Source organism: Citrobacter sp. CK202 (assembly GCF_030333225.1).
Lineage (GTDB): Bacteria > Pseudomonadota > Gammaproteobacteria > Enterobacterales > Enterobacteriaceae > Citrobacter_B > Citrobacter_B koseri.
Map to the genome: position 1 here is coordinate 179529 of NZ_JAOWGI010000015.1, position 14294 is coordinate 193822.

Genomic DNA, 14294 nt, shown 5'->3' on the forward strand with positions numbered 1-14294 from the left:
GTCCGAAGTCGCCCGGCTGTCAGTTCTTAATTGTAATGTGCGGGGGAGTCCTGTTGGTGGACGGCCCCTGTGTTAACGCAGGACGCCCTTCATTTGTGGGGTCAGTGCGCCATAGTCATTAATCGTCCGGTAGGTAATGTTGCTACCGGCATCAGGTGGCAACTTGACCGAGGTTTTACCCATTGGCGGCACCAGCGCATTTTCCAGCACGCGCGTACCGGCATTGAGTTCGGTCACCGTCAGGTAATACGGCGTCGGGTTGTTGAGCGTCAGCGATGAACCGTCACGGTTAAAGGTCAGTTTTTCCGCCGCCTGATCCGGTGGCAGAGCCAGTTTCGTTGGGCGGTAGTAGAGTTTGATGCGGCTGATAATCGCCAGTTGTAAGGTGTTATCGCTGAGCTTTGATTTATCCATCGAAGGAATGGCTTTTACGTTTACCCAGAACAGGCTTTCCCGGTCCTGCGGTAACTGGTTGTTAGTGGCATCAATAATGCGCAAGGTATTCTCTTTCTTACCTTGCATCGCAAACAGCGGAGGGGTGATGACAAAACGACCATCTTTGCCGCCATCGGCGTTTTCAACCCATGACTGAATCAGATAGGTACTGTTATTGTCGTTATTGGTCACCGCCAGCTGAACCTGTTTTTGTCCGGCCGGATAGATAACCCGGGTTGCGCCCAGCGCCACGCCTGCTTCAGCGCTGGCGGAAAAACCGCTTGCGGCGAGCATCAAAAAGCCCGCCAGTAAGCCGCGTGTCATCTCCAGTGTTTTTTTCACATTTTCCCCTTTCGTACTCACCGTTGTTTCCTGTTTCCGGCATACCTGCTGGCTAATTACTGATAGGTCAGAGAGAACCAGATTTGAGCATTGGCGGCTCCCCCGGTGACCTGCTTCCCGGTCGCCCGATACTTCGCCACGAAATGAAGCGTGGTGGGGCCGCTATACAACTGCGTCCAGGCACCCGGCGGGCTGTTGAGTGGAATCAATTGATTGTCTTTATCAAATAAAGCGATGCCTACGCCGGTTGCTATTCCCGGCCCTTCGCCAACTGAAAGCACCTCCGGGTTTTTGCCGTCGGCAACTCCGCGAAATGACACGCCTACGCGCTGACTCACGGCAGTGCTGCAATCCTGTAGATGAATATCGAATGGCACGGGGTTGGCATCTTCCCCTGACGAATGAAACCGATTACTGCTGATCTGCCCCATATTGACCGTCATCTGTTGATCTCCTGCTTCAACGCGGCAGGATTCGGCAATAATGACCCCCTGGAAACGCATGTTTCCCCCGGGCAACGTCACGTTCCAGTGATTGCCAGCCAGTGCCAGCGACGGAAACAGAAATATCAGCAGACCTGATTTCACTCCTTGCATCGTTATCACCCCTGTCCTGTTATGGATAACGGGCCATCCTGGCCCGGAATGCTTCCCTGTCAGACGTTTGAATTACTGGTATTGCACTTTGAAGGTTGCGTCTGCGTTCGCAGTACCGGCAGTTGCTGCGCCAGTTGCGTAGTAACGAGCCTGGAAAGGAATGATGTTAGTACCGTCATTCAGCGTGGTAGCGCTGCTGAAGGTCGCGCCATCCAGCCCCAGAGCGGTGCCAGTTTTGTCGAGGATCTGTACGCCGACGTTAGTCGCGCCGCCTGATGCGGAACTCTGTAGCGCCAGAACGGTAGGGTTGGCGCCATTAACAGCAGTACCTGTGAACGCAACGGAAGCCTGGGTCGCAACGGTCGTGTCGCAATCATCCAGTTGAATGTTGAAACCCACAGCGGAGCTGGTGTTGCCTTCAGCAGCGAGTTTGGCGGAACGAACCTGGCCTAACTGAACTGTCTGATCGATAGAACCGGCATCAACTGCACAAGCGGCGTTAACGATTTCCCCTTTAAAATGCACGGTGCCGCCGTTTACCGTGGTGGTGTCGGCCAGGGCTGCTGTGGAGCTCAGGGACAGTGCTGACAGAACAACGATTGCCAGTGTTTTGATTTTCATGCGGTTTTCCTTTAAACAATGTCGATATTACGAACCGAAACTGGCAGTCGTTGTACCTTCCTGGCATTTCAGGTTTAAGCCGAATAGTTCGACTGCCGATCTTGCGCAGTTTTTACCCAACTGATGAGTCAATTGGGACCATTTTGACTCGTCGCAATAAATTTCTTAATTTCGTTTTTTTATGCGTTGTTCTGGAATTTAATTCTTATTTTTTGGTTTTCTATAGATGAATATATCTGAGGTGATCGTGAGTTATATCAACAAGACAAGTGGAAAGCAGAACTCGACGTGCGGAGAAAAGGTGCGGAAAAAAGGTGAGGATGTATGAAACGTAAAAAAATGTGAGTAAAAAAACAATTTTAAATCAGTTGGATATTTTTTTTTCGCAAAAAAAATGGACTTACAGGTTGCAGAAAATTACAAAATTCCTCTACGATATAGACAGTTTGGTCCCAATTGACTTGTTCAATGTCTTATTTTTCCTTAGTTATCAATGAACTATATAGTTCATCATTTTTGATCTTCTGTTTTAGTAGCTTTTCCTCTAGCGGGTTTACCCTTTCCCATAATCCTGCAAACCGGGCGGCATTACTGGCTGTATAACGTACGGTGTGGCGAATATTTCGGTGACCAAGGTAATCCTGGATTAGACGTGTATCTGTACCTCTTTCAGCAAGTTCATAACCACATGCATGTCGCAGCATATGCGGATGTGTGGTGGTGCTGGTTCCGGCCTTTTGGCCAGCAGAACGTATTATACGGTATGCCTGCTGGCGGGAAAGTTGTGAGCCTTTACGGGAAATAAACACCGCGTTTATTTTCTGCGCTCCCTTCCAACTCGCACGAACCCGGCTCCAGCATTCAATGGCTTCACACTCGTCCGGCATGAGGGGATGAATAGTAGAAAAACCATTTTTCAGTCGGCGGATATTGATCCGACCTTCATAAAGATCAAAATCCCGGTAATGCAGGTTCAGTAGTTCACTTATACGCATTCCATGACGAAAGGCCAGCAGGATAAGACAATAATCTCGCTCTCCTGTCTGGCCATGACGTACGGCTTTCATCATGGCCTGAACTTCTCTGGCAGTAAGAAAACGGCGTCGGTTCATAATATTTCTCCTGGTATCAGAATGATAAAGAGTCAGCTCCAGTGATACGAATAACTGATAGCTAAAGCTAGGGATGTATTATTAATTGCACATATTGACCACTATCCCATTTTATTCTATGAAGCTCACAAAGCCCCATGTCAGTGGGCGACTTCATTCTAAAGATTTCATCAGACATCACAAGAAGACTATTCCGTATATTCTCAGAGGGGAAAAACGTATTCAGCGGGGGAATAACTATTCAGACCATGTCAGAGGTGTCAATTATACTGGCCAGAAAAAATAACACAGGATATAGTGTAGAAACATAAAATAGATAACCATATAGCTAATGCGACTATTACAGTGCCATCCATGGCACATAGCTTTATTCAGACTTATTTACTGTCTATATTTTTCTTTCCTTACAGTTTGCTACAGACATCTCTGTTTTTTGTTTTATTCCAGATGCCATAAAAACGACCAGCGTTACTGGCAGTATACCAGACAGTATGACGAATATTGCGATGGCCAAGGTAATCCTGAATCAAGCGGGTATCTATCCCCATATTTGCCAGAGCAAACCCACAGGAATGGCGAAGCATATGCGGGTGGGCACAAATTGCAAGTTTTGCTTTCTTCCCGGCTCTGGCGATTATCTGATAAAATTGCTGTCTTGAAAGGGGATTGCCTTTACGTGATAAAAATAACCATTCAGTTTCTGAATGTTGGCTTGTAAGGCGAATTTTCAGCCAGGACTTTATCGAACGAATTTCCTCTTCAAGTAAGGGATGGGTAGTTGAGAATCCTTTTTTTAATCGGTAAATATGTATACATTTATCCTTAAGGTCAATATCTGAGATACGCAGACGACATATTTCGCTTGCCCTTAACCCATGAATAAAACACAGCAAAACCAGACAGCGATTACGCACTGCATAGGTTCCTGTACTAACAGCATTAAGAATTAAATTGATTTCATTTTGTGTCATAAACCTGCGTTTCTCTAGTCCATTATTATTTTTCATATCACCTGTTATCCTTTATTTTGCCGACATTCCGCTTATACCTGACTCTCTTCTAATGGATTAAAATCTGCCGAATAATAGCTTTTTCTTCAGGAAATAACCAGGTGTAGTTAAAAATAATGATATGTTCTTAAATTTATGTAGAGTCACAAATGAATAATTAGTCATATGCAGAACTAATTTGTTTTTTGATCTCGTAGATGAATTACATATCCGTAATGATGGGACTATCGCTGTAGTTATCATATGGTAATATGATTAATTTAACTTAAGGGTAATTGAATGGCGAAAAGATAAGGTGAATGAACCACATAAGATTCTACATAAATATATTATTCTCAATGGACTGATTTTTTTCGGCGTGTGCGGTGTATTGTTATTTCAAGGGGTTATTCCACTCTTTCACACAGTTCATTTTTACCGGGGTTGCAGGTTTTCTTCAGTTTGTATATGTCTTTCAATCTTTCTCGCTTTGATATCTACCATTAAGTCAGAACGGTTTGCTGCGGTGCGAAGCCTGTATACACTCTTCATATGTATTAGCTCAGACTTGATCTGGCTTTGTCACAATACAGAGTTTTATCTAATCTGACAGGCAGCTCTGTGCCTGAAGCGGACATTGTTATAAATGGCAATTGATAAAACATCAGCCGTTTATCTCGTTTTACAGCATCTCAACCACTTCAAACTCTTCTGCGATCAACTCCATATCTTCAGAAAAATGACCTTCGCGGGTGAAAAACCGCTGATGCTCTTTCTGCCAGTATTCAAGGCTTAAATCGCCTTCACCTTCTTTGCGGGCGAACGCCTCAGTCACATCACAAAAACGCACCAGTCGCATTGAAACCAGTCTGATCACGCAGACCGGAACATTCTGGCCATCAAGGATAATGTTATAACTCCCAATCCTCGGGGCAGATTCCTCCTGCTGGTAAGAGGCAAAAGATCCGCAAGAGGCCGTTTTGATCCCTTTTTTGATCAAGTCCGCAAGCTCGCTAGCCAGTTCCGGGCTGTCACCCATTTGCCAGGCATCTGCGCCTGGATACTTCATTTTTATTTCCTCAACCGAAACCATTAAAATCCCTTCTGAATCGTCGATGAAAAGAAAAGTTATACATTTTTTAGTATGAGCTGTCCCGACATTATCAGTGATGCCTTTCTTCAGATAATGTGGTCCGCTTATCGCTCAGAGCGGATACTCAGGTTTAATAATGCAATACGTTCAGCTCAAGTAGTATTACTACTGATAAATCATTTTATGATGGCGTGGAGGGCGGGGGATTCTGGTAATGGTAAGAAGTGAAAGGGAAAGAAGTGTATGTTGCGGGTGGACGGACTTGTGAAGATCCCCATATGACTAGTGGAGGGCGTATGTTGTCAGATTCCCCCGTTTTCCTCGTGCTTTTGCATCATTATGAACAGTTAGAAATGAAAAGAAGCGTAGCTGGAAGTAAGAGATAGGCTTGTCAGAGGGTATATATGTCTTTAAATGCAACGAACATCTAAGAAAATGGCGAGAAATCCAGCAAGCAAATAACGTCCTGCAATGACCAGAAATCTACCGGAACCCCACAAAGCAAAAAACCAGCCCGTAGGCTGGTTTCTTTAAATAGTGGTGCCCGGACTCGGAATCGAACCAAGGACACGGGGATTTTCAATCCCCTGCTCTACCGACTGAGCTATCCGGGCAACGGGGCGCATTAAACCGTAAAGGGGCGCAGGCGTCAACGGCTTTCCATGAAAAAAATGACAAAAGACAGCTGACTGCCTGCTTTTCACGCAAAAAGCGCAAAATTGGCTCTAATTACGTCAACGCGCCACCCTGACGGCAGCGGGCAAAGCGCAGTATATCCTCCGCCAGACGGTGGGCGGTATCCACATCAGCCTGGCTGCGATTGACCAGCATTCGGCTGAGGCAACCTTCCAGCACCAGTTCCATCTGTTTCGCCACCATCGCCGGGTCGTCAATTTCGAGCGTTGTCAGCAATTCGTGGGTGAAGTCATGCGCCGCCCGTTTTTGCTGATCGGCCAGTTGGTGAATAGGGTGGGCAGGATCGGGATAAAACGTACAGGCAGCAATAAACAGACAACCGGGGTAGCGGTTGTTGCTCACGCACTCCGAAAGCGCGTTATAGCGCGCCAGCAGTTTTTGTTCTGCGGTAAGGGTTTCATCAAGCAAAAGCTGGCGACGCCAGATGTCTACCTGTTGACTCAGATAACGCAGGGCGTCGTACAGAATAGCCTCTTTATCGGGCCAGAAGCGCTGTAACTCATCAAGTGGATAATCAATGCGTTCTGCCACCATTTCAAGCGTGGTGTTTGCTATCCCTTGAACCTCAAGTAATTTCAGGGCTTCTCCCAGGACATCTTCACGTTGCACGGTATTCTCCTCCGTCTTTCCCACAGAAAGTGTCGCTCACGGTTGGCGATCGCGCAAATGTGCGCTAAAGGTCGTCGCATCCATAAAGCCCGTCACTCGCGCATTCGGGTGCTCATGGCCTTGCGCATCAAAAAACAGGATTGTCGGTAAACCCAGCACATTCAGGTGCCTGAGTAAGGCGACATCCTGCGCATTGTTAGCGGTGACATTAGCCTGTAGCAGCACGGTGTTTCCCAGCGTCTGCTGAACCTGCGGATCGCTGAAGGTGTACTTCTCAAACTCTTTACAGGCGACGCACCAGTCGGCGTAGAGATCCAGCATTACCGGCTTTCCTTTTGCCTCTGCCAGCGCCTGATTTAACGCATCGACTGTCGTAATCGGCTTGAAGTTCAGGTGCGCCTGCGTCTGGGCGGGTGTTGCGCCAAACGCCCAGTCCTGTAACGGGCGTACGCTGATCAGCGCCGCCGCCAGCAGGATGATTTGCACAATGCGCATCCCGCCGCGTCTGGCGTGCAGGCTGGTAATAAACGCCCAGCCGAAGAAGGCGACGCCCAGCAGCGACCACAGACGCAGTCCCCACTCGTCGCCGATTACCCGCTCCAGCAAAAAGACCGGCAGCGCGAGGATCACAAAGCCAAAAGCGGTTTTGACGTGTTCCATCCACGGGCCGCTTTTCGGTAGCAGACGGTTGCCAAACACGGTGACCAGAATCAGCGGCAGCCCCATGCCCAGCGCGTAGAGATACAGCGTTCCACCGCCAAGCCACATGTTCCCGCTCTGGGCGATGTACAGCAAAATGGCGCTCAGCGGCGCGGTGGTGCATGGCGAGCAGATAAGCCCGGCAATCGCGCCCATGACAAATACGCCGCCAGGAGAGCCGCCCTGCTGACGGTTACTCATCAACGTGAGGCGAGTTTGCAGTGAAGAAGGCAGCTGTAGCGTGAACAGTCCGAACATTGACAGCGCCAGCAGCGTGAAGATCAGCGCAAGGCCGATTAGCACATAAGGGTGCTGGAGCGCCGCCTGGAACTGTAGCCCGGCAGCGGCCACAACCAGCCCCAGCGCGGTGTAGGTAAGCGCCATACCCTGTACGTAGATAAAGGTCAGCAGCAGCGCGCGTCCGGTTGAGAGGCGTTGTTTACCGCCGAGCACAATGCCGGAAATCAGCGGATACATCGGCAGGACGCAGGGCGTAAAGGCGATCCCGATGCCAATCAGCAATGCCCACAGCGCGGAGAAAGGCAGCCGGGCGGCAGGTTGCGGCGTCTCTTCCGTTTGCGCTGCGACCGGCGACGGCGTGGATTTAGCCACCGTGCTGGCGCTCACTTTGCTTAACGGCACGGTTTTGGTTTCCGGTGGATAGCAGAAGCCTGCGTCAGCACAGCCCTGATACGTCACGGTTAACGTCGCGCCGGATGCGGCCTGGTTAACGATGAGCGGAATGTTTAAGCGCTTGCGGTAGATTTCGCTTTTGCCATAAAACTCATCTTCATGCCAGACGCCCGCCGGGAGCCGGACTTCGGCAATTTCGGCCTGAGAGGGGGTGATGCTTATCTGTTTGCGGTAAAGATAGTAGCCGTCTTTCACCTGCCAGGAGAGGTTCAGGTCATGTTGATTCTGCTGAAAATCAAAGGAAAAAGCTTGGTCAGCAGGGACAAACTGTGAGCGGCCTGGTGCGTCAAATAATCCGGCGAAGGCGGATGTGCTACACAGCAGCAGGATCAGCGTAAGGATGCGTTGAGCCATGAGAGGTAATCAGTGTCTCCGTGAGTGACGGGTAAAACCAGAAGTTCAGGTGTTTGATACGGGTGGTGAGACTTCAGGCATTCAAGAAGCGCTTGCTGGTGCGAAACGGTGGTTTTTAAAATCATCTGTACTTCGTATTCCTGCTCCAGTTTGCCCTCCCAGTAATACAAGGATGTCGCGCCCGGCAGTAACGTAGCGCAGGCGGCCAGTTTTTCCGCCAGCACCTTAGCGGCCAGATCCTGGGCTGTTGCTTCATCCGGCGCGGTACAGAGCACCACGACGGCCTCGGGGATGGAGATATCCTGACTATTATCATCAAGCATAAACACCTCGAAAGAACAGAAAGAGCAGCAAGAGTGTGGTCACTATACAACGGAAGGCGGCGGGATGTTAGTCAAAGCGGAGGTAAGAAAGCGGGGCGCGTATACGCCCCGCGAGGAGAACTTACAGCATGACGCTGCCCAACAGGAAGCCGAAGCAAACGGCAAGGGCAACACCCAGCGTACCTGGGATAAAGAACGGGTGGTTAAAGACGAATTTACCGATACGGGTTGTACCGGTGTCATCCATCTGAACCGCAGCAACCAGCGTTGGGTAGGTCGGCAGAATGAACAGGCCGGAAACCGCAGCGAAAGACGCGACAGCGGTCAGCGGAGAGACGTTCAGCGCCAGCGCCATTGGCATCAACGCTTTCGCTGTGGCTGCCTGAGAGTACAGCAGAGCGGAAGCAAAGAAGAAGATGACGGCCAGCAGCCACGGATGGCCCTGAATCACGCTACCCGCAGTGTCTTTGATCCAGTCGATGTTGTGAGAAACGAAAGTATCGCCCAACCATGCTACGCCCAGAATACAGATACAGGCGCTCATACCCGCTTTAAAGGTACTGGAGTTCAGGATGGAGTCCGTTTCGACACGGCAGACGATGGTCGTCAGCGTCGCGACGCTCAGCATGATGATCAGAATCGCGTTGGTGGTGTTCATCAGCGGTGTTGCGACCAGGCCGAGGCTTGGACTGTTGACGATGGCATAAACCACGACGCAGACAACGCCCAGCAGGAACAGCCAGACCGAGGTTTTTGCCATCGGTTTGATTTCAATTTGCTTTTCGCCGCGCAGCTCGATCAGCCCTTCTTCCAGACGTTTGCGGTAAACCGGGTCGTCAGAAAGTTTAGAGTTAAACAGCATTGTGACCAGGAAGGACATCACCAGTACCGCCAGCAGAGTGGACGGAATCACCACGGACAACAGGTGAATATAGCTGATGCCATGACCTTCCATGACGGAAGACATGTACACAACCGCCGCAGAGATAGGCGATGCGGTGATCGCAATCTGTGCGGAAACCACCGCCGTGGAGAGCGGGCGGCAAGGTTTGATGCCTTGCTCCTTCGCCACTTCAGCGATAACCGGCAGGGTTGCCAGAGAGATGTTGCCAGTACCGGCAAAGATAGTCAGGAAATAGGTGACGATCGGTGCAAGGATCGTGATGTATTTCGGGTTTTTGCGCAGCAGTTTTTCCGTCTGGTTAACCAGATAGTCCAGACCGCCCGCAACCTGCATTGCGGAGATGGCAGCGATAACCGCCATGATGATGGAAATAACATCGAACGGGATATTCCCTGGTTTAACGCCGATGGCTGCAAGAACCAGAACGCCAAGCCCACCTGCAAATCCAATACCGATGCCCCCAAGTCTGGCACCCAAAAAGATTGCCAGCAAAACGATGATAAGTTCTAAAACTATCATATTAGCCTTCCTTGTTGTTTAACAAGTTGATATTAAATTGTTGTTATTTGGTAACTTATGACAAGAAAAAAGGCACGTCATCTGACGTGCCTCCTGTGTTACTACCCTGTACGATTACTGTTCGCTTTCATCAGTATAACGTTTTGCTTTGTAAGCCGGGTGCATCAGGTTCTGTGCGGAGAAAATATCGTCCAGCTCTGCTTCAGTCAACAGGCCGCGCTCCAGCACCACTTCACGGACGCTCTTACCGGTCTCGGCGCAAATCTTACCAACGATGTCGCCGTTGTGGTGGCCGATGAACGGGTTGAGGTAGGTGACGATGCCGATGGAGTTATAAACGTATCCTTCGCACACTTCTTTGTTTGCGGTAATGCCGTTAATGCATTTTTCCAGCAGGTTGTAGCAGGCATTGCTCAGAATGTGGATAGATTCGAACATCGCCTGGCCGATAACCGGCTCCATTACGTTCAGCTGCAACTGGCCTGCTTCGGCTGCCATCGTTACGGTGGTGTCGTTACCGATGACTTTGAAGCATACCTGGTTAACAACTTCCGGTACTACCGGGTTTACTTTCGCTGGCATGATAGAAGAGCCCGCCTGTAGTTCTGGCAGGTTGATCTCGTTCAGACCCGCGCGTGGGCCTGAGGAGAGCAAACGCAGGTCGTTACAGATTTTAGACATCTTCACAGCCAGGCGTTTCAGCGCGCTGTGTACCATGACATAAGCGCCGCAGTCGGACGTTGCCTCAATCAGGTCTTCTGCCGGTACGCAGGCAAAGCCAGTGACTTCAGCCAGTTTCTGCACCGCCAGCGGAGAGTATTCTTTCGGGGTGTTCAGGCCAGTACCGATTGCCGTCGCGCCGAGGTTAACTTCCAGCAGCAGCTCAGCAGTACGTTCAATGCTTTTCACTTCTTCTTTCAGCAGTACGCTGAAAGCGCGGAATTCCTGGCCGAGGGTCATTGGTACAGCATCCTGCAACTGGGTACGGCCCATTTTCAGGATGTCCTGGAACTCAACGGCTTTACGCTCGAAGCCTTCACGCAACTGATTGATTGCATCAATGAGTTTGACGATAGACGCGTAAACGGCAACACGGAAACCGGTTGGATAGGCGTCGTTGGTGGACTGACATTTATTCACATGGTCGTTCGGGTTCAGGTACTGATATTCACCTTTCTGATGACCCATCAGTTCCAGCCCGATATTGGCCAGCACTTCGTTGGTGTTCATGTTGACGGAAGTACCTGCACCGCCCTGGTAAACGTCTACCGGGAACTGGTCCATGCATTTGCCGTTATTCAGGACTTCATCACATGCGGCAATGATGGCGTTGGCCACACTTTTAGGGATGGTTTGCAGCTCTTTGTTGGCCAGGGCCGCTGCCTTTTTTACCATTACCATACCGCGTACAAATTCAGGGATATCGCTGATTTTGTTATTGCTAATGTAGAAGTTTTCAATCGCTCTCAGAGTGTGAACACCATAGTAGGCATCCGCTGGAACTTCCCTGGTACCCAACAAATCTTCTTCGATACGAATGTTGTTTAACATGTGAACCTTCTTTTTCAAGCTGCCAATAATTACATAAACACACAGGATATATGTGGTTTCGAATGTTTCCTGACCGACGATTATCCCCTGCATCGGTCTGATACTCGAGATCATATTCTGCTTCAGGATTTCTACCGTAACCTGGATCACTTAAAGTGTGGGAAGTTACCCCTTATTTATTATTTTGTGAAATAGGTCACCGCTTTGGGATTACCACTAAAAATAAGTGTACAAACAGCTTGAAATTTTGCTAACCGTCTCAACATCTGACGCATGCGAATCGCGCACCCATATCAGACAGACGTGATGAAAACGGCTGTCATTTACAGGAGAGTCCTTTGCGCTGGATACCGTTTATTGCCATCTTTCTCTATGTTTACATTGAGATTTCTATTTTTATCCAGGTCGCCCATGTGCTGGGCGTCCTGATGACGCTGATCCTGGTGATTTTCACCTCGGTCATTGGTATGTCGCTGGTGCGAAACCAGGGTTTCAAGAACTTTTTGTTGATGCAGCAGAAAATGGCGGCTGGCGAAAGTCCGGCGGCGGAGATGATCAAGAGCGTGTCGCTGATCATCGCGGGCCTGCTGCTGGTGCTGCCCGGCTTCTTCACCGACTTCCTGGGGCTGCTTCTTTTATTGCCGCCCGTGCAGAAACACCTGACCATGAAGTTGCTGCCGCATTTGCGTTTTTCCCGTATGCCCGGCGGTGGTTTTAGCGCCGGAACGGGCGGCGAGACGTTTGACGGTGAGTTTCAGCGTAAAGATGACGAGCGTGACCGTTTAGATCATAAAGACGACCGCAAGGATTAAATCAAACGTTGAACCGTAGGCCGGATAAACCGCTTCAGCGGCGCCATCCGGCATAAATGCCCGGTGGCGCTATGCTTACCGGGCCTACAACTGCTGACGCTTAGCCAACCTGCGGGGTAAAAACAGCCACAGCGCTGTCAGCATAATCAGCGCGTACAGACACTTCCATCCCACCATCGCCAGCAATAACAGACACAGCAGAGCGCCAGTCACCGCCAGCGCGCGATAGCGTCCTGCCAGCAACCGACACCCGGCCAGCATACACAGCAAGTAGATCATAATGAAAATGCCGTTGGCATAGACGATCAGCGCGTCGAGATTGATCTCAAGGATGTAAATGCACAATGTGCTGAGTACGCAACAGCCCAGTACGGCGTTCAGCGCATTGCGGGGAACGCGGCGGGCAGAAAGGCGCGCCAGGTAATGATCTGGCCTGTCCTGCGCCTGTGACCAGACAAGGCGGGCGAAACTCTGGATATAGATATTCAGGCTGGCGAAGCAGGCCAGATAACCAATAATGCAGGCGACCCACAGCGCCTGTACGCCAAACAATCGCACGACGATGTCAGGGAGCGACGCTGCCGCCGCCATTTGCGCGCCGTAGGCGTCAAAATGCAGAACCGCCACCGTACACGCCCAATAAACGGAGCCAGCCAGCAGCAGGCCGATCATCAGCGCGCGCGGGAAATCGCGTTCAGGGTTTTTAAATTCCGATGCCAGATGGGCGAACGCTTCAAGGCCGACAAAGCACCAGAACATAACCGACAGCGCGGCGAACAAGGCGGGCAGCTCAATATCCGCAGGGGCAGGGAACGGAATTTTGTTCGGCTTGAGATCGCCCGCCCACCAGATGGCGACAATCAGCGCCACAATCAGCCCGGCAATGATCGTTTGCAGGTTGGCGCTGGAACTGGCGCCGCGAGAGCCAATGAACCACACCAGCGCCAGCGTGCCGAATTCCGCCAGTAAAAGCTGCCAGCCGTGCCAGCCAAACATCGCCTGACCGAACCCGGCGGCGATATGCAGCGCCGCCGGCAGGCCGACGGGGATGACCGACAGGAACAGCCATCCGGTGACGCGCGCCATTCGCGAACCAAACGCCATCCCGACAAAATGCGCCACGCCGCCCGCACTGGGGAAATGACGTCCCAGGATGGCAAAAACAATCGCCACAGGAAAGACTAAAACGATGAGCGCAGGCCAGGCCCACAGGCTGTTATTGCCCGCCACCAGCGCGGCCAGCGCCGGGACGGCAAAGACGCCGGTTCCTAACAGTGATGTCGACAACAGGCCCACGCCCTGAGCCAGTCCCAGCTCTTGTTTTAGTCCACTCATGAGTCACTATCCGGTTACGCCCAATTTTTGGGCAACTGCGCAGATTTTCGATGGTAACACAATCGGATTTACTTATGACGGGCCGCCTTAAATCGTTATGAAATGTGAGGTGACCTACCGTTTTCGCGCGATTTTCTGCTGATAAGAATTTTTTTTCATCTGCCCCCTTGAAGGGGCAAAAACCCATCCCCATCTCTCTGGTCACTAGCCGGGAAACCGTTCACGGGCCGGCGTCACCCATAACTGATAAAGACTTTCTCAAAGGAGAGCTATCAATGAGTATTCGTCCGTTACATGATCGTGTGATCGTCAAACGTAAAGAAGTTGAATCCAAATCTGCTGGCGGCATTGTTCTGACCGGTTCCGCAGCGGGTAAATCAACGCGTGGCGAAATCATCGCTGTCGGTAAGGGTCGCATCCTGGATAACGGTACTGTGCAGCCGCTGGACGTTAAGGTTGGCGACATCGTTATTTTCAACGATGGCTATGGTGTGAAATCTGAGAAGATCGACAATGAAGAAGTGTTGATCATGTCTGAAAGCGACATTCTGGCAATTGTTGAAGCGTAATCCGCGAACGACACTGAACATACGAATTTAAGGGAAAGAGAA

Annotated in this window: 14 protein-coding genes and 1 tRNA gene; 2 read left to right on the top strand and 13 right to left on the bottom strand. The window is 50.5% G+C overall.

Translation table 11 applies throughout. From position 1 onward, the window contains the following. Positions 1-72: 72 nt before the first annotated feature. The 12 genes from OGX84_RS02090 to aspA form a co-directional block, all read right to left on the bottom strand. Positions 73-777, bottom strand: a complete 705-nt coding sequence (locus tag OGX84_RS02090; protein WP_181421298.1) for a fimbria/pilus periplasmic chaperone — start codon at positions 775-777, stop codon at positions 73-75. A 56-nt stretch (positions 778-833) separates the two neighbouring features. After that, complete coding sequence (fimI, locus tag OGX84_RS02095) at positions 834-1373, bottom strand: type 1 fimbrial minor subunit FimI (RefSeq protein ID WP_012134482.1); 540 nt, start codon at positions 1371-1373, stop codon at positions 834-836. Positions 1374-1445: 72 nt separating this feature from the next. Next, complete coding sequence (gene fimA / locus OGX84_RS02100) at positions 1446-1994, bottom strand: type 1 fimbrial major subunit FimA (RefSeq protein WP_012134480.1); 549 nt, start codon at positions 1992-1994, stop codon at positions 1446-1448. Positions 1995-2467: 473 nt separating this feature from the next. Continuing rightward, positions 2468-3106, bottom strand: coding sequence for a tyrosine-type DNA invertase (locus tag OGX84_RS02105; protein WP_012134479.1), 639 nt, complete (start codon positions 3104-3106; stop codon positions 2468-2470). A gap of 404 nt (positions 3107-3510) precedes the next feature. Continuing rightward, positions 3511-4113 carry a tyrosine-type DNA invertase gene (locus tag OGX84_RS02110; protein WP_112001326.1) on the bottom strand — a complete coding sequence of 201 codons (603 nt, stop codon included), beginning with the start codon at positions 4111-4113 and terminating at the stop codon, positions 3511-3513. Between the two features lie 664 nt (positions 4114-4777). After that, positions 4778-5188 (bottom strand): ASCH domain-containing protein, encoded by a 411-nt coding sequence (locus OGX84_RS02115; protein WP_165383406.1) that lies wholly within the window; start codon positions 5186-5188, stop codon positions 4778-4780. Between the two features lie 538 nt (positions 5189-5726). After that, positions 5727-5802: transfer RNA gene (locus OGX84_RS02120), tRNA-Phe, on the bottom strand. 115 nt (positions 5803-5917) lie between these two features. Beyond that, complete coding sequence (locus OGX84_RS02125; RefSeq protein ID WP_024130805.1) at positions 5918-6493, bottom strand: transcriptional regulator; 576 nt, start codon at positions 6491-6493, stop codon at positions 5918-5920. Between the two features lie 36 nt (positions 6494-6529). Then, a complete protein-coding gene (locus OGX84_RS02130; RefSeq protein ID WP_112001325.1) occupies positions 6530-8239 on the bottom strand; it encodes a protein-disulfide reductase DsbD in 1710 nt (569 codons plus the stop codon). Further along, the gene (gene cutA, locus OGX84_RS02135; RefSeq protein ID WP_012134473.1) at positions 8215-8562 is read right to left on the bottom strand and encodes a divalent cation tolerance protein CutA; all 348 of its coding nucleotides are present in this window, start codon (positions 8560-8562) and stop codon (positions 8215-8217) included. Before cutA ends, OGX84_RS02130 begins: the two co-directional genes overlap by 25 nt. Before the next feature lie 121 nt (positions 8563-8683). Further along, the gene (gene dcuA / locus OGX84_RS02140) at positions 8684-9985 is read right to left on the bottom strand and encodes an anaerobic C4-dicarboxylate transporter DcuA (RefSeq protein ID WP_012134471.1); all 1302 of its coding nucleotides are present in this window, start codon (positions 9983-9985) and stop codon (positions 8684-8686) included. A 114-nt stretch (positions 9986-10099) separates the two neighbouring features. Further along, entirely contained in the window at positions 10100-11536 is a 1437-nt protein-coding gene (aspA, locus tag OGX84_RS02145; RefSeq protein WP_024130804.1) for an aspartate ammonia-lyase, read from the bottom strand. A gap of 338 nt (positions 11537-11874) precedes the next feature. On the opposite strand from aspA, the gene OGX84_RS02150 reads away from it, so the two are divergent. After that, positions 11875-12348 (top strand): FxsA family protein, encoded by a 474-nt coding sequence (locus tag OGX84_RS02150; RefSeq protein ID WP_112001324.1) that lies wholly within the window; start codon positions 11875-11877, stop codon positions 12346-12348. 84 nt (positions 12349-12432) lie between these two features. On the opposite strand, the gene yjeH is transcribed toward OGX84_RS02150, so the two are convergent. Further along, complete coding sequence (gene yjeH / locus OGX84_RS02155) at positions 12433-13683, bottom strand: L-methionine/branched-chain amino acid transporter (protein ID WP_071257317.1); 1251 nt, start codon at positions 13681-13683, stop codon at positions 12433-12435. 275 nt (positions 13684-13958) lie between these two features. On the opposite strand from yjeH, the gene OGX84_RS02160 reads away from it, so the two are divergent. Further along, positions 13959-14252 (top strand): co-chaperone GroES, encoded by a 294-nt coding sequence (locus tag OGX84_RS02160; protein ID WP_000027827.1) that lies wholly within the window; start codon positions 13959-13961, stop codon positions 14250-14252. Positions 14253-14294: the final 42 nt, after the last annotated feature.

Coding starts and splice junctions, on each gene's coding strand:
- dcuA (WP_012134471.1), bottom strand. CDS start 9,985: ATGATAGTTTTAGAACTTATCATCGTTTTGCTGGCAATCTTTTTGGGT.
- OGX84_RS02115 (WP_165383406.1), bottom strand. CDS start 5,188: ATGGTTTCGGTTGAGGAAATAAAAATGAAGTATCCAGGCGCAGATGCC.
- OGX84_RS02130 (WP_112001325.1), bottom strand. CDS start 8,239: ATGGCTCAACGCATCCTTACGCTGATCCTGCTGCTGTGTAGCACATCC.
- OGX84_RS02105 (WP_012134479.1), bottom strand. CDS start 3,106: ATGAACCGACGCCGTTTTCTTACTGCCAGAGAAGTTCAGGCCATGATG.
- OGX84_RS02110 (WP_112001326.1), bottom strand. CDS start 4,113: ATGAAAAATAATAATGGACTAGAGAAACGCAGGTTTATGACACAAAAT.
- fimI (WP_012134482.1), bottom strand. CDS start 1,373: ATGCAAGGAGTGAAATCAGGTCTGCTGATATTTCTGTTTCCGTCGCTG.
- cutA (WP_012134473.1), bottom strand. CDS start 8,562: ATGCTTGATGATAATAGTCAGGATATCTCCATCCCCGAGGCCGTCGTG.
- yjeH (WP_071257317.1), bottom strand. CDS start 13,683: ATGAGTGGACTAAAACAAGAGCTGGGACTGGCTCAGGGCGTGGGCCTG.
- fimA (WP_012134480.1), bottom strand. CDS start 1,994: ATGAAAATCAAAACACTGGCAATCGTTGTTCTGTCAGCACTGTCCCTG.
- aspA (WP_024130804.1), bottom strand. CDS start 11,536: ATGTTAAACAACATTCGTATCGAAGAAGATTTGTTGGGTACCAGGGAA.
- OGX84_RS02160 (WP_000027827.1), top strand. CDS start 13,959: ATGAGTATTCGTCCGTTACATGATCGTGTGATCGTCAAACGTAAAGAA.